This window comes from Gordonia sp. NPDC057258, assembly GCF_042668985.1.
Classification (GTDB): Bacteria; Actinomycetota; Actinomycetes; order Mycobacteriales; family Mycobacteriaceae; genus Gordonia; species Gordonia hongkongensis.
This window is the reverse complement of the sequence record NZ_JBHUXZ010000007.1, coordinates 150,874-172,192: the sequence shown is the minus strand read 5'-3', so window position 1 is coordinate 172,192 and position 21,319 is coordinate 150,874. Positions and strand designations below refer to the sequence as shown.

21 protein-coding genes are annotated in these 21,319 nt (G+C 68.5%); 16 read left to right on the top strand and 5 right to left on the bottom strand.

What is annotated here, in order from left to right:
- Positions 1-40: 40 nt before the first annotated feature.
- Positions 41-781: a hypothetical protein gene (locus ACFUEJ_RS07995; protein WP_058250141.1), complete on the bottom strand. Its 741-nt coding sequence runs from the start codon at positions 779-781 to the stop codon at positions 41-43.
- A gap of 136 nt (positions 782-917) precedes the next feature.
- Between ACFUEJ_RS07995 and ACFUEJ_RS07990 the strand changes: the two genes are divergently transcribed.
- Both ACFUEJ_RS07990 and ACFUEJ_RS07985 read left to right on the top strand, forming a co-directional pair.
- Positions 918-2,399: a putative nucleotidyltransferase substrate binding domain-containing protein gene (locus ACFUEJ_RS07990; RefSeq protein ID WP_226513110.1), complete on the top strand. Its 1,482-nt coding sequence runs from the start codon at positions 918-920 to the stop codon at positions 2,397-2,399.
- Positions 2,400-2,405: 6 nt separating this feature from the next.
- Complete coding sequence (locus ACFUEJ_RS07985) at positions 2,406-3,182, top strand: NRDE family protein (protein ID WP_137810838.1); 777 nt, start codon at positions 2,406-2,408, stop codon at positions 3,180-3,182.
- Here ACFUEJ_RS07985 and ald read toward each other — a convergent pair whose 3' ends face one another.
- Positions 3,183-4,298 carry an alanine dehydrogenase gene (gene ald / locus ACFUEJ_RS07980; RefSeq protein ID WP_388028502.1) on the bottom strand — a complete coding sequence of 372 codons (1,116 nt, stop codon included), beginning with the start codon at positions 4,296-4,298 and terminating at the stop codon, positions 3,183-3,185.
- Between the two features lie 146 nt (positions 4,299-4,444).
- On the opposite strand from ald, the gene ACFUEJ_RS07975 reads away from it, so the two are divergent.
- The 6 genes from ACFUEJ_RS07975 to nhaA all read left to right on the top strand — a co-directional run bounded on the left by ACFUEJ_RS07975 (position 4,445) and on the right by nhaA (position 9,740).
- Positions 4,445-4,927, top strand: a complete 483-nt coding sequence (locus ACFUEJ_RS07975) for an Lrp/AsnC family transcriptional regulator (protein WP_058250145.1) — start codon at positions 4,445-4,447, stop codon at positions 4,925-4,927.
- A 66-nt stretch (positions 4,928-4,993) separates the two neighbouring features.
- A complete protein-coding gene (gene dapB / locus ACFUEJ_RS07970; protein ID WP_058250146.1) occupies positions 4,994-5,743 on the top strand; it encodes a 4-hydroxy-tetrahydrodipicolinate reductase in 750 nt (249 codons plus the stop codon).
- Between the two features lie 2 nt (positions 5,744-5,745).
- Entirely contained in the window at positions 5,746-6,285 is a 540-nt protein-coding gene (locus tag ACFUEJ_RS07965; RefSeq protein ID WP_388028498.1) for a hypothetical protein, read from the top strand.
- Between the two features lie 4 nt (positions 6,286-6,289).
- Complete coding sequence (locus ACFUEJ_RS07960) at positions 6,290-6,745, top strand: flavodoxin family protein (protein WP_226513112.1); 456 nt, start codon at positions 6,290-6,292, stop codon at positions 6,743-6,745.
- Positions 6,746-6,893: 148 nt separating this feature from the next.
- Positions 6,894-8,288, top strand: coding sequence for an HNH endonuclease (locus tag ACFUEJ_RS07955; RefSeq protein ID WP_388028495.1), 1,395 nt, complete (start codon positions 6,894-6,896; stop codon positions 8,286-8,288).
- Positions 8,289-8,417: 129 nt separating this feature from the next.
- Positions 8,418-9,740, top strand: coding sequence for a Na+/H+ antiporter NhaA (gene nhaA / locus ACFUEJ_RS07950; protein WP_388028492.1), 1,323 nt, complete (start codon positions 8,418-8,420; stop codon positions 9,738-9,740).
- Here the strand turns inward: nhaA and ACFUEJ_RS07945 are convergent.
- Positions 9,725-10,648 (bottom strand): NAD(P)H-binding protein, encoded by a 924-nt coding sequence (locus tag ACFUEJ_RS07945; protein WP_388028489.1) that lies wholly within the window; start codon positions 10,646-10,648, stop codon positions 9,725-9,727. The genes nhaA and ACFUEJ_RS07945 overlap by 16 nt on opposite strands.
- A 140-nt stretch (positions 10,649-10,788) precedes the next feature.
- On the opposite strand from ACFUEJ_RS07945, the gene ACFUEJ_RS07940 reads away from it, so the two are divergent.
- Positions 10,789-11,775: an AraC family transcriptional regulator gene (locus tag ACFUEJ_RS07940; RefSeq protein ID WP_388028487.1), complete on the top strand. Its 987-nt coding sequence runs from the start codon at positions 10,789-10,791 to the stop codon at positions 11,773-11,775.
- Here ACFUEJ_RS07940 and ACFUEJ_RS07935 read toward each other — a convergent pair whose 3' ends face one another.
- Positions 11,776-12,150: an HNH endonuclease gene (locus ACFUEJ_RS07935; RefSeq protein ID WP_058250166.1), complete on the bottom strand. Its 375-nt coding sequence runs from the start codon at positions 12,148-12,150 to the stop codon at positions 11,776-11,778.
- A 109-nt stretch (positions 12,151-12,259) separates the two neighbouring features.
- On the opposite strand from ACFUEJ_RS07935, the gene ACFUEJ_RS07930 reads away from it, so the two are divergent.
- The 4 genes from ACFUEJ_RS07930 (at position 12,260) to ACFUEJ_RS07915 (ending at position 15,688) form a co-directional block, all read left to right on the top strand.
- Entirely contained in the window at positions 12,260-13,093 is an 834-nt protein-coding gene (locus ACFUEJ_RS07930) for a thymidylate synthase (protein ID WP_338857453.1), read from the top strand.
- The gene (locus tag ACFUEJ_RS07925) at positions 13,090-13,617 is read left to right on the top strand and encodes a dihydrofolate reductase (RefSeq protein ID WP_068969787.1); all 528 of its coding nucleotides are present in this window, start codon (positions 13,090-13,092) and stop codon (positions 13,615-13,617) included. The genes ACFUEJ_RS07930 and ACFUEJ_RS07925 overlap by 4 nt, the downstream gene beginning before the upstream one ends.
- Positions 13,617-14,846, top strand: coding sequence for a DNA glycosylase AlkZ-like family protein (locus tag ACFUEJ_RS07920; protein WP_338857456.1), 1,230 nt, complete (start codon positions 13,617-13,619; stop codon positions 14,844-14,846). Before ACFUEJ_RS07925 ends, ACFUEJ_RS07920 begins: the two co-directional genes overlap by 1 nt.
- A 62-nt stretch (positions 14,847-14,908) precedes the next feature.
- Positions 14,909-15,688 carry an HAD-IIB family hydrolase gene (locus ACFUEJ_RS07915; RefSeq protein WP_058250306.1) on the top strand — a complete coding sequence of 260 codons (780 nt, stop codon included), beginning with the start codon at positions 14,909-14,911 and terminating at the stop codon, positions 15,686-15,688.
- Here ACFUEJ_RS07915 and ACFUEJ_RS07910 read toward each other — a convergent pair.
- Complete coding sequence (locus ACFUEJ_RS07910) at positions 15,685-17,343, bottom strand: alkaline phosphatase D family protein (RefSeq protein ID WP_388028482.1); 1,659 nt, start codon at positions 17,341-17,343, stop codon at positions 15,685-15,687. The genes ACFUEJ_RS07915 and ACFUEJ_RS07910 overlap by 4 nt on opposite strands.
- Before the next feature lie 144 nt (positions 17,344-17,487).
- On the opposite strand from ACFUEJ_RS07910, the gene thyX reads away from it, so the two are divergent.
- From thyX to ACFUEJ_RS07895, 3 genes are read left to right on the top strand one after another with little or no spacing between them, the layout of a single operon-like run.
- Positions 17,488-18,240: an FAD-dependent thymidylate synthase gene (thyX, locus tag ACFUEJ_RS07905; RefSeq protein WP_065628932.1), complete on the top strand. Its 753-nt coding sequence runs from the start codon at positions 17,488-17,490 to the stop codon at positions 18,238-18,240.
- A 38-nt stretch (positions 18,241-18,278) separates the two neighbouring features.
- Positions 18,279-19,184, top strand: a complete 906-nt coding sequence (gene dapA, locus ACFUEJ_RS07900; protein ID WP_058250171.1) for a 4-hydroxy-tetrahydrodipicolinate synthase — start codon at positions 18,279-18,281, stop codon at positions 19,182-19,184.
- Positions 19,184-21,280: a ribonuclease J gene (locus tag ACFUEJ_RS07895; protein ID WP_165630177.1), complete on the top strand. Its 2,097-nt coding sequence runs from the start codon at positions 19,184-19,186 to the stop codon at positions 21,278-21,280. The genes dapA and ACFUEJ_RS07895 overlap by 1 nt, the downstream gene beginning before the upstream one ends.
- Positions 21,281-21,319: the final 39 nt, after the last annotated feature.

Genomic DNA, 21,319 nt, shown 5'->3' with positions numbered 1-21,319 from the left:
ATTGCGGACGGCGGGCCCCGGTGTCGTCTGGAAGCCGGCGTCAGGATCGGTCGGCGGTGTCGAAGCTGATCTCGAAGCCGTCGGTCCAGGCCGACCCGGATCCGGCGATCTGCTCGTAGAGGCCTTCGATGGTCTGGGCCGTCGAGATCGCCTGGTCGGGGTTCTGCGTGCCGAAGTTGCCGCTCGAGGAGATCCCGACGAGGACATACCGTCCGCCACGGGTCTCCTGGTACCACGGTGAACCCGAATCCCCGCCGAGGACGACGAGTTCGGCGTTGACGAGACGATGCTCGGGCGCGGCGTCCTGATGCAGCAGGGCGGTCACGGTGCCGACGGTCGTCCCGGTGCGTTCGCCGGTCTTGGCGACCGGTTCGCCGACCTCGGGGTCGGCCGCCGTAGCGAACACGGGGTCCACCTCCCAGTCGTCCTCGATCGCGATGACGGTGTAACCGCGGGGATCGGCGAGCGTGATCGACCCGTCGGGGGTGCCGCCGTCGTCCTGCCAGTCCACGACCTCACCGATCGTCTCGCCGTCGGTGGTGGTGACCTCGTCGCCGACGCCCTCGGCGCAGTGCCCGGCCGTGACGGCGAGACGGTCACCGTCGGCGTTGGTCCCGAAGAACCCGATGGAACACAGGCCGTCGCCGATCAGGATGCCCTGGCCGGCGGTGAGTGTGTCGGCGTACTCGGGCGTGATGGCGGCTGCGGGGGCGGTCGTGCCCATTGCCACGGCCAGAGCGGCCAGCAGGGTGGTCGCGGCGGCGACGTGAGGCTTGATCATCGGGGGTCCTTTGCTCCGAGAGGGTGTCTGCTCCCTTCGAGCCGAACCCGGGCCCCGCGGTGTGCCGGCCGGACTCCGAATCATTCGACCGGCCGACGGTCTTCGCAGACCCCGGGCCCGCCTAGACTCTGCAGACATGGCCGGTGAGGAGAAGCCGCAGCTGACGGTGGCGCGGCGTCGGGACGCCGGCGGGATCTCGGCGGCGAGCGCCGTGGCCGAACTGCTCCGCACCGCACCGGTGATCGGCCGGGCCGACATGACCGTCCGCCAGGCGGCCGCGTTGATGACCGAGCGCGGACAGGACTACGTGGTGATCCCGCTGCCGGACCGGAGCTTCGGCGTGCTGACCGACGGCGACATCCGGGCCGAGGTGGTCGCGGCCGGCCGCAGCGTCGACACCTCGGTCGGGGAGATCGTCACGGAACCGGCGTTCGTCGTCGATGCCGGTGCGGCGTCGATGGACGTGCTGACCGAGCTCGTCGACCGCGATCTGGCGATCGTCCCCGTCCGTGGCGCCGACGGCGAGGTGATCGGTGTCGTCGGGGCGGGGGATTTCGTCGCCGACCCCGTCGGTGCGGGCATCCCGCTGCGCGAACAGATCCGACGTTCGATCGACGTCGAGGAGCTGCAGGGGCATGCGCGCAGGCTGCCGCAGTTCGTGGCCGACCAGGTTCGCCGGGACCGACCGCCGTACGAGATCTCGCGCGCGGCGTCCATGATCGTCGACGCGGTCGTCGGTCGCGCGCTCGATGTCGTCCTGACCGCACATCCCGAACTCGATCCCGCGGCGTTCACCTGGTTGTCGCTGGGCAGCAACGCCCGTCGGGAACCGGTGCTGAGCTCGGACGTGGATTCGGCTGTCTCCTTCGACGATTCGGCCGGCGGCGAGATCGAACGCTATCGGGCAGCCTTCGGTGAGGTCGACGAGGTGTTGCGGAACGCGGGACTGCGGGTCGACGACAACGGCGCCGTCGCGTCGAAGCCGCTGTTCGCGCGGACCCACACGCAGTGGCAGACGGCGGCGCGAGCGTGGATCGATGATCCGCTCGCCGGCAAGGGCATGATCTTCACATCGCTGATGCTCGACGGCCGGCCTGTCCGCGGGCGCGCCGCGGTGTCGGCGACGCCTGCGGTCGCGATGATCGCCGGGTTGCGGCGCGACCCGCGGACGATGAATCTGCTGCTGGCCGAAACCCTTTCGACGCGTGCCCGGTTGCGGTCCCGGCGGGATGTGTTGACCGGTCGGGGCAACATCGTCGACATCAAGGGGCATGCGGTGACACCGCTCGTCAACATCGCGCGGTGGGCCGCGGTCAGTGTGGGTTCGACCGACGTCGACACCCGCGGCCGTCTGCGCGCGGCGTCCGGCAGCGAGATGTTGCCGACCGATCAGGCGTCGACGCTCATCGAGGTCTTCGAGGTGCTGCAGCGCGTTCGGCTGCGATATCAGGTCGCACAGTTCGACAACGGTGATCCGCCCGGCGATCGGTTCGATGTCAGGCAGTTGTCCCCGCTGGACCGCAGCCTGCTCGGGCAAGCGGTCCGCGAGATCGCCGGAGTGCAGCGCCGCATGTCGACCATGAGCCGACTTCTTCCCGGACCCGAGCAGGTGACCTGAATCCCGATGTGCCTGATCCTTTTTGCGTGGAACGCGCACCCCACTCAGCGGTTGATCGTGGCCGCCAATCGGGACGAGCAGCACCGTCGCCGCACCTTCGCGCTGTCGCACTGGGACGACCTGCCGATCCTCGGCGGTCGCGATGCCGTCGCCGGCGGTACGTGGATGGCTGTCTCGGCCGAGGTCCCCGACCGGGTGGCCATGGTCACGAACGTCCGGGTCGGGCCGGCTCGACGGGCCGGAATCCGTTCGCGCGGACAGCTTCCCGTGGACTATCTGATCGGCGACGACGACCCGAAGGTGTACGCTCACCGGGTCCTCGACGATGCGGCGGCGTACGATCCGGTGAATCTGCTCGTCGCCGATCGGGACGAGCTGTGGTGGATGACCAACTGGCCGGAACCGCGCGCCGAGCGGGTGGCCGACGGCGTGCACGGTCTCTCGAACGGGGCCCTGGACAACGACTGGCCGAAGGTCGTCGACGGCGCGGCGGCGTTGAGTGGTCTGGTCGAGGCAGACGGCGGCGGGTCGGCTGGGTCTCCGGACGAGTCCTACTTCGCCATGCTGGCCGACCAGGATCGGCCGGACCCGACGCGTCTGCCCGACACCGGCGTCGGACCCGAGGCCGAGGCGGCGCTGTCGCCGATGTTCATCAACATCCCCGGGTACGGCACCCGGGCATCGACCCTGCTGCTCGTCGGGTACGACGGCCACGGATCGATGACCGAGCGCCGCTACGGCTGGCGGGGCCGACGCCGCGGAACCACCACGCTGACGTTCTGATCAGTTGTGCGCGAAGGGGTTCGGCGACACGTCCAGGTCGAGTGCGGCGCCGACCTCGGCGGTGAACAGTTGACCTTGCCGGGTGCTCAGTCCCGAGGCGAGTGCCGGGTCGGCTGCGCACGCCTGCTCCGGTCCCGAGTCGGCCAGCCGGAGGACGTAGGGGAGGGTCGCACCGGTGAGCGCCTGTGTCGACGTACGCGCGACGTTGCCGGGCATGTTCGCGACGCAGTAGAAGACGGTGTCGTGGACGGCGAAGGTCGGGTCGTCGTGGGTGGTGGGTCGAGAGTCCTCGAAGCAGCCGCCCTGGTCGATCGCGACGTCGACGAGCACCGCGCCCGGCTTCATCTGGGCGACCGTGCTGTTCGAGACGAGGACCGGTGCCTTGGCGCCCGGCACGAGGACGGCTCCGATGACGAGGTCGGCACCGAGGACCGCCTCCTCGACCGCCAGGGCCGTGCTGTACCGGGTGTGGACGCGGCCGCCGAAGCGGGCGTCGATCGATCGGAGTTTGGCGATGTCGATGTCGAAGACGGTGACCTGGGCGCCCATGCCGAGCGCGATCTGCGCCGCGTTCACGCCGCTGACGCCACCGCCGAGAACGACCACGTCGGCGGGCTCGGTTCCCGGCACGCCACCCATGAGTACGCCCCGACCGCCCGCCGAACGCATCAGGTGATAGGCACCCACCTGCGGTGCGAGGCGTCCGGCGACCTCGCTCATCGGGGCCAGCAACGGGAGCGCGCCGTCGGCGGTCCGGACCATCTCGTAGGCGATGGAGGTGATGCCCGACGCCAGCAACGCGTCGGTGCAGGCCCTGCCGGCGGCCAGGTGCAGGTAGGTGAACAGCGTCTGATCCCGGCGCATCAGCGCGAACTCCGAGGCGATCGGTTCCTTGACCTTCAGCAGTAGTTCGGCCTGCTCCCAGACCGCGGCGGCGGTTCCCAGGATCTGTGCACCGGCGGCCTTGAAGTCGTTGTCGGCAATGGCGGATCCCTCGCCCGCGCCGGCCTGGACGATCACGTCGTGGCCGCGCTGGTGGAGTTCGGCGACGCCGGCGGGGGTGACGGCCACGCGGTATTCGTGATTCTTGATCTCGGTAGGGATGCCGATGCGCATGATGACTCCGTCGGGTTGTGGTCTCCTGAACGTTCCTCGATGAACTGGTTTTCAGCGTGAAGGAACATCGGCCATGACACAATCATGCGGAAGAATATTCTCGCGAAGCTCGGTCTGTCGACGATCGTGTGAGGAGGGAGGGCGCGATGGCCACCACACCGAAGGATGTTCGGGCCGGTGAACTCGACGCGACGGACCGGGAGCTGCTCCGCCTGCTGCAGTCCGATGCGCGGATGCCGAACAGCGAACTGGCGCAGCGCGTCGGCATCGCCGCGTCGACCTGCCACGGCCGCCTGCGTCGGCTCGTCGACCTCGGCATCATCCGCGGCTTCTTCGCCGACGTCGACCCGGCGGCGCTGGGGCGCCCGCTGCGTGCCATGGTCGCCGTCAGTCTGCAGTCCGACGCGCGCGGTCAGATCCGGCGCTTCGTCGGCGAGATCGCCACCCACGACGAGGTGATCGACGTGTTCTTCCTCGCCGGCACCGACGACTACCTGCTGCATGTCGCCGCCGCCGACACCGAGGCGCTGCGCCAGTTCGTCGAACGACTCAACGGCCGGCCGGAGGTCGCCGGAACCACCACGTCGCTGGTGTTCGAACACCGCCGCGGCGGTGCCCCGATCTTCTGAGGCGAGACGCCACTAGACTGGCCCGGCAGCGACTCGGCCGGCAGGACACGACACGAAGAGGTGGACATGAGCGGTATCAAGGTGGGCGTCCTGGGCAGCCAGGGCAAGGTCGGGCAGGCGATCGTCGCGGCGGTCGAGAATGCCGACGACCTCACCTACACCGTGGGCGTCGACAAAGGTGACTCACTCGAGTTCTTCACCGACACCGAGACCCAGGTCGTCGTCGACTTCACCCATCCCGATGTGGTCATGGACAACCTGAAGTTCCTCATCGCCAACGGAATTCACGCCGTCGTCGGGACCACCGGATTCACCGAGGAACGCCTCGACACCGTCCGCGGCTGGTTGTCGGAGAACCCCGGCGTCGGCGTCCTCATCGCACCCAACTTCGCGATCGGCGCGGTGCTGTCCATGCGTTTCGCCGCCCAGGCCGCCAAGTACTACGACTCGGTCGAGGTCATCGAGTTGCATCACCCGCACAAGGCCGACGCGCCGTCGGGAACCGCCTATCGGACGGCAGAGCTGATCGGGCGCGCGCGGGCCGAGGCCGGTGTCGGACGCAGTCCCGATGCCACGACCGAGGAACTCGACGGCGCCCGCGGCGCGGTCGTCGACGACGTACGTGTCCACTCGGTGCGCCTCGCGGGACTCGTGGCACATCAGGAGGTGCTGCTCGGCACCGAAGGCGAGACGCTGACCATCCGGCACGACTCCCTCGACCGGGCGTCGTTCGCACCCGGAGTGCTCCTGGGCGTGCGGAGCATCGCCGGCCGTCCCGGGCTCACGATCGGGCTCGAAGAACTGATGGACCTCTGACGATGACCTCCTCCGGCCCGCCGAACGAACCAGCCCACGACGACGACACCGAGGGCGGCGCACCCCGACTCGGTCCGCGGAAGAAGGACTCCCGTCCGATCGTCTGGATGATCGCATTCCTCGTCGTGGCGCTCATCGTGTACTTCGTTCTGCTCGGATGGCGTGGCTTCCAGCTGATCGCCTCTGGGTCGGCCGCCGGGATCGGTCTCGGTCTGGGCGTGGTCGCGCTGCCGCTGATCGGGGCGTGGCTGGTCTACGCGACGCTGCGGGCGGGCCTCGAGCACCAGAAACTCGCCGCCATCATGGCCGACGAGGGACGTGAACTCGACATCTCGAACCTGCCGCACCGCGCATCGGGCCGGATGGAGCGCGACGCGGCCGACGAACTCTTCGCCCAGGTGAAGGCCGAGTGGGAGGCCGACCCGAGCGACTGGCGCAACACCTACCGCATCGCCCGTGCCTACGACTACGCCGGCGACCGCACCCGTGCCCGCTCGATGATGAAACGGGCTGTCGCCCAGTACCACGGCCGGGAGCAGTAGTCCGATGAGCCGGCTGCTCATCGTCCACCACACCCCGTCACCGGCATGCCAGGAGATGTTCGAGGCAGTCGTGTCCGGTGCTACCGACCCCGAGATCGAAGGCGTCGAGGTGATCCGACGCGCGGCGCTCGCCGTCACCGCCTCCGACTTCCTCGACGCCGACGGTTACCTCCTCGGCACGCCCGCCAACCTCGGATATATCAGCGGCGCACTCAAACACGCGTTCGACGTGAGCTACTACCAGATCCTCGACTCGACTCAGGGTCGGCCGTTCGGGCTGTACATGCACGGCAACCAGGGCACCGAAGGAGCTGTGCGAGCGGTCGATTCGATCACCTCCGGCCTCGGCTGGACCAAGACCGCCGAGTACGTCATCGTCTCGGGCGCCCCGGGCAAGGACGACCGCGAAGCGTGCTGGGAGTTGGGTGCGACGGTGGCAGCGGGGTTGATGGAGGGATGAACGAGTGTTCCGCGGAACACTCGTGACCTCGGGTTGAGGCTCGAGGAATTGTCGGTGCCTGGCGTTACCTTGCTCCTGTACTTCTCGTTCGGTTCTGGGGGTTGCGGTGGGGGTCAGTGCTTTTCGTTGCGGTGGAGATGTGTCGTCGATGTTCGATGGTGCGGATCCTGAGTCGCTGTCGGATGAGGTGCTCGAGGGCCGTGTGCTGGGGTATGCCGCGCAGATCACTGCGCTGACAGCGGACTTTCTTGAGTTGGTGGCAGAACTCGATGGGCGGGAGTCGTGGCGGGGGCCTGGGATTCATTCACTGGCGCACTGGTTGTCGTGGAAGGCCGGCATTGCACCGCGAACGGCGCATGAGCAGGTGAGGGTCGCCAAGGCGATCCGAGAACTGCCGGCGATCCGCAGAGCCTTTGGCGAAGGTCGGTTGTCGTATTCGAAGGTCCGCGCCCTGACACGGGTGGCTACGCCGGAGCGGGAGGCGGAGTTGGTGAATCTGGCGTTGTCGACGACGGCTAGTCAGTTGGATCGGCCGGTGCGGGCGATGGGCCAGATCGACCGTAACCGGGGCGTCGAAGACGAAAGCCGGCCGCCGGTGGAGTCGACCGGTCGGTGGAAGTGGAACGATGACGGGTCGCTGTCGGTGTCGCTGCGGTTGAGTCCGTTGGATGGGGCGCGGTTCCTTGCTGGGACGGTGCGGACCGAATATGAACGCACCCGGACCTGTGATGACCAGGATCTGCCGTCGGTCGAGAGTGTTCCGCGGAACACTGAATCCGGTTCAGAATCAAAGGATTCGGAGGTGGTTCCGTCTCGGCGGCGGGATCTGTGGCGGCAGGTGCCGTCGAATGTGGCGCCGGCGGTGGTGGCGATGGCCGACATGGTGCATGACGGGATCGCGATGCCCGATCTTGCGCCGGGTGCGGAGATCCTGATTCATGCCGGTGAGGGTGTGGAGTCGGCTCATCTCGATGATGGTCCCGGGTTGTCGGAGGCTGAGGTGGCCGAAGCACGGTGTGGGGCGTCGACTCGGGAGGTGGTGAGCCGCAGAATTGCTGGCCAGCCCGGCAAGCTGGCGTTGTTGGGGGTGGGTCGTCGGAGGCGGACGCCGAACAAGGCGTTGGTGCGGGCGTTGTTCGTGCGGGATCGGTGTTGTCAGGTGCCGGGGTGTGGTCGGACGCGTCATCTGCATGCCCATCATGTGGTGTTCTGGTCGGCGGGTGGGCGGACCGATCCGGACAATCTGATCTTGTTGTGTGGGTCGTGTCATCGGTCGTTGCATCGGGGCGAGTTCGCGATCACCGCGCATGGGTTGCAGCGGTTCAGCTTTCATCGGCCAGACGGGACGGAGATCGAGGCGGCGCCACCTACGTCGAAACCGGGCGGGTGGCGACCCGATCAACGGATCGGCGTAGATGCGACGGTGCCGGTCGGCGGTGGTCGGATGGACCTGGGATACACCACCGAGGTGCTATTTGCGGTGTGGGAATGGAAGCAGCGCAACACAACTCACCTAGAGCCCGCCGTGCACAGGGCTGCATAGGCGCGCAGCTGTTAGACTGACAAACGGTGTGCCGGGAAGTCTGGTCGGCTGCGCGTTGACGGTGAGCCCGCACGAGGGGGCGGCCACGACGCGTACGTAGCCCACCCGTCGAAGGACTCCGTACGCACCATGACTGACACCGACTCACGTCGGGCCACCCCGACGCTCTTCTCGCGCGGCTCCTGGCCCGAAGCTTCCCGCATCGCCGACATCTTCCGGCGCGAAACCATCGGCGGCATGCTGCTGCTCGTCGCCGCGGTCGTAGCTCTTGTATGGGCCAACTCGCCATGGTCGGCCGCCTACTTCGGCCTCGGCGACATCCACGTGGGGTCCGACGCGCTCGGTCTGCACCTCGATCTCTCCCTGGCCACCTGGGCGGCGGATGGTCTGCTCGCCATCTTCTTCTTCGTCGTCGGTCTGGAGCTGAAACGCGAGTTCGTCGCCGGCGACCTCCGCGACCCCGCGCGGGCCGCGCTGCCCATCGCCGCGGCGGTCGGTGGAATGGCTGTTCCCGCACTCATCTTCGTCGCAATCACCATGCGGGCGGGGGATGGAGCCGTGCAGGGCTGGGCCATTCCCACCGCCACCGACATCGCGTTCGCGGTCGCCGTGCTGGCCGTGCTCTCCACGCACCTGCCCGTCGCGCTGCGCACCTTCCTGCTCACCCTGGCCGTCGTGGACGACCTGCTGGCCATCACGGTGATCGCGGTGTTCTACACCGACTCCATCAACGGCACCGCGCTGGCCCTGGCCCTGATCCCACTCGCAGCGTTCGCCGTTCTCGTGCAGCGGCGGATCACCGCGTGGTGGCTCCTGCTCCCGCTGGCGGCCCTCACGTGGGCATTCGTCCACGAGTCCGGCGTTCACGCCACCGTCGCCGGCGTCGTTCTCGGCTTCACGGTCCCGGTGCTCCGTCGGACCGAGAGCGATGAGACGGATACCCGGCATTGCCTGGCAGAGCATTTCGAACACCGAATCCGGCCCATCTCGGCCGGCTTCGCCATCCCGGTGTTCGCCTTCTTCGCCGCCGGCGTCACGATCGGCGGTCTCAGCGGACTCCGCGAGGCGCTCACGAATCCCGTTGCGCTGGGCATCATCTTCGGTCTGGTGGTCGGCAAGACGGTGGGCATCGTCGGTACCACCGCACTTCTGGCCAGGTTCACGCGCGCCACCCTCGATGCGAGCATCCGATGGATCGACGTCACCGGTGTCGCGATGCTCGCCGGGATCGGCTTCACCGTGTCGCTGCTCATCGGCGACCTGGCGTACGACCCGGAATCCGACCGCGCGGAGTACGTCAAGATCGGTGTCCTGGTCGGTTCGCTGACGGCCGCCTCGGCCGCGGCGGTCATCTTGCGGTTGCGCAACCGGCACTACCGCTGGGTCGCCGAAGAGGAGATGCGCGACGACGACCACGACGGCATTCCGGATGTCTATCAGCGGGACAGCTGATCGGTGGGACTCGAAGTCGTCGCCAACGCGGCTGCCGCCAGGCCTGTGGCGTAGTCGTCGATGGTCGTCGGCCCGGTGAGCACCGTGGTCCCCGGACGTCGGCCGACGACCCGGCCGTCGTTGATGGCCCGTGTCATGCCCACATGATGGCCTGCGACATCGGGACTGAATCCGGCCTCGTCGACGAGCGTCGCGACCATCTCGTCGTCGGACAAACGCTCATACCGCAGCTTCGGAAGGCCGAAGGCACGTCCCAACGCGGCCGTCACGGTGGCCTGGTCGACGTTCACCGGACCCAGGATTTCCCGGCTCAGATGTTTACCGCCCCAGCCTGTTCCGACCAGCGCATCCACCGCTGCCGCGGCGATGTCCCGCGTGGCGACCATCGGAACGGCGACATGCGGAACCAGCGAGTCCGCGACGATGCCCGCATTCTGCATCAGCGGGAGGTAGGAGCGGGCGTTGTCGTAGAACCAGCCGGCACGCAGAGCGAGCACCTCGACGCCGGACAACTCCGCCAGCCGCTGCTCCAGGATGTGCAGACCGACCAGAAATCCAGTGCCGGAGCTGATCTCGGCGCCGACGCTGCTGAGCGTGACCACACGCGGCACACCCGACTCGCGGAGGGCGCGGACGATCGCGTCGGTCATCGTCCGCTGCGAGGCGAGGTGGTCGGCGGCGGTGTGATCCACGGGTTGCATCACGAACACTGCGAACGAGCCGTGCAGGGCCGCGGCGAGCCCGGACTGGTCGGTGGTGTCGGCTACCGCACTGTCGGCACCGAGCCGAGCGAGGGCGTCGAGCCGCTCAGAAGAACGCCCGACCGCCCGAACTCGGTGTCCGGCATCGAGCAGGCGGGTGGTGACCTGTGCGCCGACGGTGCCCGTCGCCCCGAGAACTGTGTACATGAGGACCTCCAGAATCGTTCGATGTCGTATGTCCAGAGTGAAGCGAGGTTGCCGGACGAAACAGCGCACATAGTCCGCGATTCATGCCCTATCGTCCGAGAACGGCAGACGATCGGATCACGACGACCGATCATGGACGGGTGCGCAGACCCGACGACAGTTACCCGGACCCGTTCCACAGCCCCGACCCGCTCGGGGAGGCCCTGCACTTCTTCCGGTTGAACGGCGCCTTCTACTGCCGGTCGGAGCTCACCGAGCCCTGGGCGCTGACCATGCCGGTCTGGGAGGACTGTCTGTGCGTGCACCTCGTCGTGTCGGGGTCGCTGCGGTTGTCCGCGCCGGACGGTGAGTCGCTGCGATTCGCACCGGGTGATCTCGTCGTCGTGCCGCACGGCCGGTCGCACGTCATCCGCGGAGACGGCGAGGCGACATTCGCCCCGGTCGTCACCGATCTGCCGCACGACTACCTGAGCGATCGGTATGCCATCCTGCGACATGGCGGCGACGGGCCCGAACGCTCGGTCCTGATCTGTGCCGTCGTCCGTTTCGACCATCCCTCGGCACGGTCGCTGACGTCGATGCTGCCGCCGATCCTCGCCATCCGCGCCAATGATCCCCGTGCGGGTGCGAGCAACTCGTGGCTGCGGGACCTCATGCGCATCGTGATCGACGAGGCCGGCGAACTCCGGCCCGGCGGGGAGGCGGTCATCACCCGGTTGTCCGACATCATCATCATCCACGCCATCCGATCGTGGTTGCAGGACGCGGAGGGCACCCGCACCGGCTGGCTCGGGGCTCTCGCCGATCCACAACTCGGGCGTGCGGTCGCCGCGGTCCATCGCGATCCGGCGGGGGAGTGGAGCGTCGAACGACTGGCCCGTGAGTGCGCGATGTCGCGGTCGACGTTCGCGGCCCGGTTCACCGCCGTCGTCGGCGAGCCGGCGATGCAGTACGTCACTCGGTGGCGGATGTATGTGGCGGCGGATCGTCTCCGTGACCCGGACGTATCCGTCGCGTCGGTGGCGGGCGCACTCGGCTACTCCTCCGAGGCGGCGTTCAGCCGGGCGTTCAAGCGGGTCAACGGGTCCTCACCCGGACGAGTACGACGCGCGGCGCGAGCCGGCTGATCACTCGTCCTGGCCGGCGGCCGGGTCGACGGCGGCGGCGAGCGCGCGGCTCACCTCGAATTGCCGGACCAGGAACGCTTTCTCGTCCAGCTTCTTACGCCGCATCCACGTCGTGACCTCGGAGTTGCACTTGCTCGCATTGCACGAACCGCAGCACGGCACGACGTTGGCGACGGTGTACCGGCCGCCGCGGGAGATGGCCAGCATGCAGTCGCGCTGGAGCGCGACGCCCACTGCACCGCAGTACGCGCACCCACCCCAGGCCTCCTGCAGCGCGAGCCACTGGGCGTCGGTGAGGTCGTTGTCGCGGGCGGCGACACGCTTGCGACGACGCTTCGCGTACCGATTGGCGCGGGTGGTGCTGCGGGTGGCCACGGGAGGAGCCTACCGCTGTAGTTCACAGGGGTCACAGCCGTCACAGGCCGAGTCGGGGTCGTGTCGTGCGCCCGGCGGTGCGACTACTGCTTTGCCTAGACTGGCACCCGTGAGCACGGCCATCCGCGACATGTCATCGACCGGGACCATCCCGACTCCGTACGAGGACCTGCTGAGCCTCGTCATGGAGACCGGGACACCAAAGGCCGACCGCACCGGCACCGGGACGCGCAGCCTCTTCGGCAGGCAATTGCGCTACGACCTCGCCGAGGGTTTCCCACTGATCACCACCAAGAAGGTGCATCTGAAGTCGATCGTCTACGAGTTGTTGTGGTTCCTGCGCGGCGACTCGAATGTGCGGTGGCTGCAGGAGCGCGGGGTCTCGATCTGGGACGAGTGGGCCGACGAGAACGGTGAACTCGGACCCGTCTACGGCGTGCAATGGCGGAGCTGGCCGACCCCGTCCGGCGAGCACATCGACCAGATCGCGGCCGCCCTCGACCTGCTCAAGACCAACCCCGATTCGCGCCGGAACATCGTGTCCGCATGGAACGTGGGGGAGATCCCGCAGATGGCACTGCCGCCTTGCCACGCGTTCTTCCAGTTCTACGTCGCCGACGGCAAGCTGTCGTGCCAGCTGTACCAGCGCAGCGCCGACCTGTTCCTCGGCGTGCCGTTCAACATCGCGTCGTATGCGCTGCTGACGCACATGATGGCCCAACAGGCGGGCCTCGAGGTCGGCGAGTTCGTGTGGACCGGCGGCGACTGCCACATCTACGACAACCACGTCGAGCAGGTGACGTTGCAACTGTCACGCGACCCGTACCCGTACCCGAAACTCGAACTGCGCAAGCGGAATTCGATCTTCGACTACGAGTACGACGACATCGCCATCGTCGACTACCGGTCCCATCCCGGGATCAAAGCCCCGGTGGCGGTGTGACGTCCGACCTCGCGGGGGAGGGCTCGCGTGAGGTGCGCCTGGTCTGGGCGCAGGGACGCGGCGGGGCGATCGGCCGGGACAACACGATCCCGTGGCGGGTCCCCGAAGATGTGGCACGGTTCAAGGAACTGACGGTCGGGCACCCGGTTGTCATGGGCCGCAAGACATGGGATTCGCTGCCGCCGCGATTTCGGCCGCTGCCCGGTCGCGCCAATGTGGTCGTCACCCGCGACGCGGGGTGGTCGGCCGACGGCGCCTCGGTCGTGGGATCGGTCGCCGAGGCGCTCGAGCTGGCCGGTGGCGAACGGATCGGAATCATCGGCGGCGGCGAGATCTACCGCTTGGCAATGGAATTCGCCACTGAACTGTGTGTCACGGAGATCGACGTCGAGATCGACGGTGCCGACGCGTTCGCCCCGGAGATCACCGACGAGTGGGCTTTGGCACATCGCGGTGAGTGGCAGACCTCGACGAGCGGCATCGGGTACCGCTTCGTCGACTATCGGCGCGCTCGGCAGGGCTGATGGCGCCGGATCGTCTCTCGATCGCACAGGCGCGTCGAATCGCGCTCGCCGCACAGGGTTTCACCGACCGTCGGCCCGCCGCCGCGCCCACCATGGCACACCTGAAGCGCGTCGTCGGCCGGACGCGGCTGCTGCAGATGGACTCGGTCAACATTGCCGCGCGTGCGCACTTCATGCCGCTGTTCTCTCGCCTGGGTGCCTACGATCCCGACCTGTTGCACCGCGCCGCGTGGCAGCCCGGACGCGGTCGGCGGCTGCTCGTCGAGTACTGGGCCCACGAAGCCGCGCTGATCCCGGTGAACGACTGGCCCCTCTTCCGATGGCGGATGGACGACTTCGCCGACGGTCGGTATCGGCACACGCGAGATGTGATGCGTCGCAACCGTTCTCTGGTCGCCGACGTCCGGGCTGTGATCGAGGTGGTCGGCGCGACCACGCCCCGTGCCATCGAAGCGGAACTGGGCATCGAACGTGAACCCGGTGCAGCCGGGAGCTGGTGGCAGCGGGGCGAGGTGAAGCACCTGTGCGAGGCCATGTTCGCCGCCGGTGACCTGTCGGCGGTCCGCAACGGGAACTTCGTGCGGCACTACGACCTCACCGAACGGATCGTCGGCGCGGACATCGTCGCGCTGCGACCCGACCGTGGGCAGGCGCACCGTGAACTCGTCAGCCGTGCCGCCCAGGCGCTCGGTGTCGCCACCGTGGCCGATCTGGCCGACTACTACCGGCTCCGGCCGGCCGACGCGCGACCGGCGGTCGCCGAACTCGTCGAAGACGGTGGGCTGCAGGAGATCTCCGTGGACGGCTGGCGCGACCCGGCCTACCTGGCCGCCGGCGCGATGATCCCGCGACGCGTCGATGCCTCGGCGATCCTGTCGCCGTTCGACCCGCTCGTGTTCTTCCGCCCCCGCGCCGAACGACTCTTCGACTTCCACTACCGTATCGAGATCTATGTGCCCGAACACAAACGCGTGCATGGCTATTACGTGCTGCCGTATCTGCTGGGCACCGACATCGCCGCGCGCGTGGACCTGAAGGCCGACCGCAAGAACCGCACCCTGCAGGTGCTCGGGGCCTACTGCGAGCCGGGTCGTTCCCGAGGCCTCGTCGCCGAACGGTTGTCCGCGGATCTGCGGAGCTTCGCCGGCTGGCAAGACCTCGACGATGTCGTCGTGTCCGGACGCGGCGACCTGGCGCCCGACCTGCAACGGGTGCTGCACGTCGCGTGACCCACACCGGGTGATGCGATGCTGAGGATCGAAATTTCACGACAGCGATGGGAGACGAAGCGATGACCGTGTCGTATGAGGGCAACGACTACCGATTGGTGATGTTCGATCTCGACGACACCCTGGCCCCGTCGAAGAGCCCGCTCGACGACCAGATGGTCGATCTGTTGCGTCGGATGCTCGACGTGAGCCTGGGCTGCATCATCTCCGGCGGCAACTTCACCCAGTTCGAGAAGCAGGTTCTCGCGCGGCTCGGCAACTTCGACAGCGTCGCGAACCTCCACCTCATGCCGACGTGCGGAACGCAGTACGTGCGGTGGTCCGGGAACGACTGGGAGACGGTCTACGCGGAGTTCCTCACCGACGACGAGAAGCAGCGCACGCTCGACGTGCTGGAGGCCGGCGCGAAAGAGCTCGGCCTGTGGGAGAGCGAGACGTGGGGTGACATCCTCGAGGACCGCGGCAGCCAGATCACCTTCAGCGCGCTGGGGCAGAAGGCGCCCGTCGACGCGAAGGCGGCCTGGGACCCCGACGGAGCGAAGAAGGAGTCCCTGCGGGCCTACGCCGCCGAGCGACTTCCCGACCTCGAGGTGCGCAGCGGCGGTTCGACGTCGGTGGACGTCACCAAGAAGGGCATCGACAAGGCTTACGGCGCACTGAAGTTGATGGACATCCTCGGCCTCAGCACCAGCGACATCCTGTTCTTCGGCGACCGGCTCGACGAGGGCGGCAACGACTATCCGGTCAAGGCCCTCGGGATCACCTCGATCGCCGTCCACGGCTGGCCCGACACCCACGCGAAGTTGTCGGCGCTGCTGGATCAGGTTGAGACTGGCAGCTAGTCGACCGGCCCACCCGCCGGGACGACCCGCTGGGTGCCGTTCGCGACCCGGTAGGACTTCGCGTAATACTGGCCGGAGCGCGGATTCGTCTTGTCGTGCACGAAGTACCAGTCCATCTGCGTCGCCGCCGGCGTCACGGTCAGGACCGAATACCCGTGCGCGTCGAACTCGCTCCAGCGCACGTGGTGGTTCGTGGCCGCGAAGGCCGAGGACACCGCGACCCCGGCGGTGTTGGCGGGCACGTTCAGCATGTCGTCGATGTTGGTCGACGTGATCGAGGTGCCGACCAATTCCGTTGCGACACTCCCGCCGCCGGGATAGTTCGCCGGGTCGGCCGGGATGTCGCACGCCCACGACGAGTGGATGTCACCGGTGATGAAGACGACGTTGTCGACGCGATTGCGGCGCAGCGATTCGAGGAGACGTCGACGATCGGCGGCGTAACCGTCCCACTGGTCGGCGTTGTACGGGATGCCCTCGCGCGGGATGCCGAGCAGTGCGGTGACCGCGCCGGTTGTCTGCGGATCCAGCGGGGGGATCAGCACCGGGGCGATCATCACCGGGTTGCCGACGATCTTCCAGCGGGTCTCCGACGACGTGAGTCCATTGGTCAGCCACGACATCTGTGCCCGGCCGAGGATCGAGCGGGCGGGATCGTCGATGGCCGCCGACCGGGCGCTGACCTGCAGGTCGCGGTAGGAGCGCAGATCCAGCATGGACAACTCGAGCAGACGGCCGAAGCGGAGCCTGCGGAACAGGTGCCGGCCCGCGGTGTCGACGGCGGGGCGGATCGGCATCCACTCGGCGTACGCGCGAAGCGCGGCGGTGCGCCGCGCGGCCCAGGAGCCCTCGCCCGCCTGATGGTTCTCCGCCCCGCCCGACCACGAGTCGTTCGACGACTCGTGGTCGTCCCAGATGCAGATGAACGGCAGGTCCCGGTGCAGCCGGGCGAGGTCGGGGTCGGTCTTGTACTGCGCGTGGCGTGTCCGGTAGTCGCGCAGGGTGACGATCTCGTGGCGGGGGTCGTGCGGCCGGACGGTTCCGGTCTTGCCGGTGTATCGCCCGGTCTCGTACTCGTAGAAATAGTCGCCCAGGTGGACCACCGCGTCGAGTGCCGGCTGCGCGGCCAGATGCCGGTAGGCGGCGAAGTATCCGGCCTCCCAGTTGGCACACGACACGACGCCGAATCGGATCTTCGCGACGTCGGCACCGGTCGCGGGGGCGGTGCACGTGCGACCGACGGGCGACACCGCGCCGGTGGCGGGTCCGGACAGCACCGTGAAGCGGTAGTGGTACCAGGTGCGCGGCGCCAGACCCGACGCGTCGATCTTCACCGTATGGTCGGAGTCGGCGGACGTCCGCACCTCGCCCGCGGCCACGACGGCGCCGAAGCCGGGGTCCCGGGCGATCTCCCAGCGGACGAGGCTCTGCGGCCCCAGGCCGGAACCGGGTGTCGCAGCCGGGGTCGGGGTGATGCGGGTCCAGAGGACGACGGCGTCGGGGAGCGGGTCGCCGGACGCGACGCCGTGGCGGAACACTGCCGCCGACGGGGGCCCGGGCGACCGCGGCGCGCCCTGGGCGACGACGGCGGGGGAGGCGAGCGCCGCACCGGTCACGACCGCACCCGTGCGCAGGAAGTCGCGTCGCGTCGTCATCGCATCCACCCCCGGGTACTCGCCCACGCCTGCAGGGACTCTACCGCGGGCGGAGCCCGACGGTGCGGTACTCACGTGGTGGGGGAGAATCGGATACCGCGCGGCACGCGGACGTGTGGCCGCGACGGACGACAGGAGACATGCGTGTCCGAATTGGTGCCGCTGAAGGTGCAGATGGTGGCGATGACCCAGTTCACCCCGCCGGGAGACGTGCCGTGGAGCACCGACGCCGAGGGCGGTGAGGCGTTGGTCGAGTTCGCCGGCCGGGCGTGCTACCAGAGCTGGGACAAGCCGAACCCGCGTACCGCCACCAATGCCGGCTACCTGCGGCACATCCTCGAGGTCGGGCACCTGTCGCTGCTCGAACACGCATCGGTGACGTTCTACATCAGCGGCATCTCCCGCTCGTGCACCCACGAACTGATCCGGCACCGCCACTTCTCGTACTCGCAACTGTCCCAGCGGTTCGTGCCCGAGCACGACTCCAACGTCGTGGCGCCGCCGGCGATCGTGGGCGACCCGGAGCTCGAGGACCTCTTCACCGCGGCGACCGACGCGAGCCGGGCGGCCTACACCGAGCTCCTCGCGGCGCTGGAGGCGAAGTTCGCCGACGTCCCCAACGCCATCCTGCGTCGGAAACAGGCACGTCAGGCCGCTCGCTCCGTACTGCCGAACGCCACCGAGACAAAGATCGTCGTCACCGGCAACCATCGCGCCTGGCGGCACTTCGTCGGCATGCGCGCCACCGAGCACGCCGACGTCGAGATCCGCCAGCTCGCGGTGGAGTGTCTACGCCAGTTGATGCGGGTGGCGCCCACCGTGTTCGGCGATTTCGAGATCGGCACCCTGGCCGACGGGACCGAGGTCGCCACCTCACCATTCGTGCTGGAAGGGTGAGGATCGTCACCAACAGGGAGGCGGTAGCCTTGAGCACCATGAACGCAGTCCAGGAACCGCTGCACGAGCATCCCTTCGGGACGAACGTGGTTGCGATGGTCACCCCCTTCCGCCCGGACGGAAGCCTCGATCTGGACAAGGCCGCCGTCCTCGCCGACCATCTGGTCGCCAAGGGATGTGACGGGCTGGTCGTGTCCGGCACCACCGGTGAATCGCCGACCACCACCGTGCCGGAGAAGCTCGAGTTGCTGCGGGTGGTCCTCGACGCGGTGGGCGACCGGGCCCGGATCACCCAGGGCGCAGGCAGTTACGACACCGCCGAGAGCGTCCGGTTCGCGATCGAGTCCGAGAAGATCGGTGCTCACGCGCTCCTCGTGGTGACCCCGTACTACTCGAAGCCGCCGCAGGCCGGGCTCCTCGCGCACTTCCGGACCGTCGCCGACGCCACCGCGCTGCCGGTGCTGCTCTACGACATCCCGCCGCGATCGGTGGTCCCGATCATGAACGAGACGATGCTCGCCCTGGCCGAACACCCCAACATCCGCGGGGTGAAGGACGCCAAGGGCGACCTGCACTCGGCGGCCGGCCTGATCGCCAGCACCAGCCTGGAGTACCTGTCCGGCGAGGACGCACTCAACCTGCCGTGGCTGTCGATCGGCGCGACCGGTTATGTCAGCGTCATCGGCCACCTCGTCCCGGATCGCCTGCGCGACATGCAGATCGCTGTCGAGAAGGGCGATCTGCCGACCGCCCGCGCGATCAACACCTCGATGCTGCCGCTGGTCAACGCCATGGGGCGCCTCGGCGGGGTCACGATGGTGAAGGCGGCACTGCGCATCCTCGGGCTGGAGGTCGGCGACCCGCGCCTGCCGCAGGTGCCCGCGAACCCGGCGCAGATCGAGGAACTGATCGTGGATCTGCGCGCGGCGGGTGTGCTGGTCTGATGACGGACAACGACACCACCGGCCCCCACACCGGCAACGACACCACCGGCAACGACACCACCGGCACCGTCCGCCCCCGGACCCGACGCCGGGCCGCCGCCCGCAAGGCCGGCCCGCCGAGTCCGCCCCCCGCCGAGCCGACCCCGTCCGCCGAGCCGACCCCGTCCGCCGAGCCCACCCCGTCCGCCGAGCCCACCCCGCCCGCCGAGCCTGTCGAGGTGACCTCGAAGGCACGGCAACCCCGGCGCGCGCGAGCCGAGCGGACCGGATCATCGGAACCGAAATCCGACGCGAACTCGCCGAAGCACGCGGCCAAGCGTCCGGCGAGTCCCGCGTCGAACACCCGTCGCCCCCGCCACGAGCGCGGCGACGCCCGCGGCGGCCGCCGGCCCGAACCGGCAACCCCGGCCCCTGTCGACCGACTGGGCACACCCCGCCGACTGCCCAAGGGTGGTCTGCGCGTGGTGGCGCTCGGCGGGATCGGCGAGATCGGCCGCAACATGACCGTCTTCGAATACAACGGCCGTCTGCTGATCGTCGACTGCGGTGTGCTCTTCCCCGAGGACGCCCAGCCGGGCGTCGACCTGATCCTGCCGGACTTCCGCTACATCGAAGACCGCATGGACGACGTCGACGCGGTGATCCTGACCCACGGCCACGAGGACCACATCGGCGCTCTGCCGTTCCTGCTCCGGCTACGCAGCGACATCCCGGTGATCGGCGCGAAGTTCACGCTCGCCCTGGTCGAGGCCAAGTGTCGCGAGCATCGCCTGCGACCCAAGCTCGTCGAGGTCGTCGAAGGTCAGAAGACCTCGCACGGCCCGTTCGAGTGCGAGTACTTCGCCGTCAACCACTCGATCCCGGACGCCCTGGCCGTCGCGATCCGGACCCCCGCCGGCGTCGTGCTGCACACCGGCGACATCAAGCTCGACCAGCTGCCCCTCGACGGCCGGCTCACCGACCTCGCCGGGTTCAGCCGCCTCGGCGATGAGGGCGTCGACCTGTTCCTGGTGGACTCGACCAACGCCGAGGTGCCCGGTTTCGTGACCCCGGAACGTCAGATCGGCGGGGTGCTCGACCAGGTCATCGGCAAGGCCACACAGCGGGTCATCGTGGCGTCGTTCGCGAGCCACGTCCATCGCATCCAGCAGATCATCGACGTGGCGCACACCCACAATCGGCGGGTCACCTTCGTCGGCCGTTCGATGGTGCGCAACATGCAGATCGCGCAGGATCTCGGCTACCTCTCGGTACCCGACGGCGTCGTCGTCGATCTCGACACCGCGGCAACCCTGCCCGACCACCGCGTGGTGCTGATCTCCACCGGCTCGCAGGGCGAGCCGCTGTCCGCGCTCTCCCGGATGGCGCGCGGAGAGCACCGGCAGATCAACATCCGGGCCGACGACCTCGTCGTGCTGGCGTCCTCGCTCATCCCCGGCAACGAGAACTCGGTGTTCGCCGTCGTCAACGGGCTGGCCAAGCGCGGCGCGACCGTCATCACCCAGCAGAGCGCGAAAGTCCATGTCTCGGGCCACGCCTCGGCCGGTGAGCTGCTCTACCTCTACAACGCGGTGCGCCCCTCGAATGCGATGCCCGTGCACGGCGAATGGCGGCACCTGCGCGCCAACGCCGCGCTCGCGGTCGCGACCGGTGTGCCCGAGGACCGGGTCGTCCTCGCCGAGGACGGCGTGGTGGTCGACCTCGTCGACGGTCGCGCCGACATCGTCGGACGGGTTCCGGTCGGGCACGTCTACGTCGATGGCCTCTCGGTCGGCGACGTGGGGGAGTCGACGCTCTCCGAACGGCTCGTGCTGGGGGAGGGTGGCTTCATCGCCATCACCGTCGCCGTGGACGTGACGACGGGCCGTGCGGTGAGCACACCCGAGGTCTCCGGCCGCGGCTTCTCCGACGACCCGGACGCGCTCAAGGAGGCGGCGGACATCGTCAACCAGACGCTGGATTCGCTGGCGGCCGAGGGTGTCTCCGACACGCACCGGATCGCCCAGGGGATTCGCCGTGCGGTCGGGCGCTGGGTGTCGACCGCCTATCGTCGCCGTCCGATGATCGTGCCGACGGTCATCGCGGTCGGGGACTGACCGGCGCCGAGGAACGAGACCATCTCTTTGTCGCTACCG

What these genes read in the sequence shown, in the direction of transcription:
- ACFUEJ_RS07995 (WP_058250141.1), bottom strand. Translation starts at nt 781, where the DNA reads ATGATCAAGCCTCACGTCGCCGCCGCGACCACCCTGCTGGCCGCTCTG.
- ACFUEJ_RS07990 (WP_226513110.1), top strand. Translation starts at nt 918, where the DNA reads ATGGCCGGTGAGGAGAAGCCGCAGCTGACGGTGGCGCGGCGTCGGGAC.
- ACFUEJ_RS07985 (WP_137810838.1), top strand. Translation starts at nt 2,406, where the DNA reads ATGTGCCTGATCCTTTTTGCGTGGAACGCGCACCCCACTCAGCGGTTG.
- ald (WP_388028502.1), bottom strand. Translation starts at nt 4,298, where the DNA reads ATGCGCATCGGCATCCCTACCGAGATCAAGAATCACGAATACCGCGTG.
- ACFUEJ_RS07975 (WP_058250145.1), top strand. Translation starts at nt 4,445, where the DNA reads ATGGCCACCACACCGAAGGATGTTCGGGCCGGTGAACTCGACGCGACG.
- dapB (WP_058250146.1), top strand. Translation starts at nt 4,994, where the DNA reads ATGAGCGGTATCAAGGTGGGCGTCCTGGGCAGCCAGGGCAAGGTCGGG.
- ACFUEJ_RS07965 (WP_388028498.1), top strand. Translation starts at nt 5,746, where the DNA reads ATGACCTCCTCCGGCCCGCCGAACGAACCAGCCCACGACGACGACACC.
- ACFUEJ_RS07960 (WP_226513112.1), top strand. Translation starts at nt 6,290, where the DNA reads ATGAGCCGGCTGCTCATCGTCCACCACACCCCGTCACCGGCATGCCAG.
- ACFUEJ_RS07955 (WP_388028495.1), top strand. Translation starts at nt 6,894, where the DNA reads ATGTTCGATGGTGCGGATCCTGAGTCGCTGTCGGATGAGGTGCTCGAG.
- nhaA (WP_388028492.1), top strand. Translation starts at nt 8,418, where the DNA reads ATGACTGACACCGACTCACGTCGGGCCACCCCGACGCTCTTCTCGCGC.
- ACFUEJ_RS07945 (WP_388028489.1), bottom strand. Translation starts at nt 10,648, where the DNA reads ATGTACACAGTTCTCGGGGCGACGGGCACCGTCGGCGCACAGGTCACC.
- ACFUEJ_RS07920 (WP_338857456.1), top strand. Translation starts at nt 13,617, where the DNA reads ATGGCGCCGGATCGTCTCTCGATCGCACAGGCGCGTCGAATCGCGCTC.
- ACFUEJ_RS07915 (WP_058250306.1), top strand. Translation starts at nt 14,909, where the DNA reads ATGACCGTGTCGTATGAGGGCAACGACTACCGATTGGTGATGTTCGAT.
- ACFUEJ_RS07910 (WP_388028482.1), bottom strand. Translation starts at nt 17,343, where the DNA reads ATGACGACGCGACGCGACTTCCTGCGCACGGGTGCGGTCGTGACCGGT.
- dapA (WP_058250171.1), top strand. Translation starts at nt 18,279, where the DNA reads ATGAACGCAGTCCAGGAACCGCTGCACGAGCATCCCTTCGGGACGAAC.
- ACFUEJ_RS07895 (WP_165630177.1), top strand. Translation starts at nt 19,184, where the DNA reads ATGACGGACAACGACACCACCGGCCCCCACACCGGCAACGACACCACC.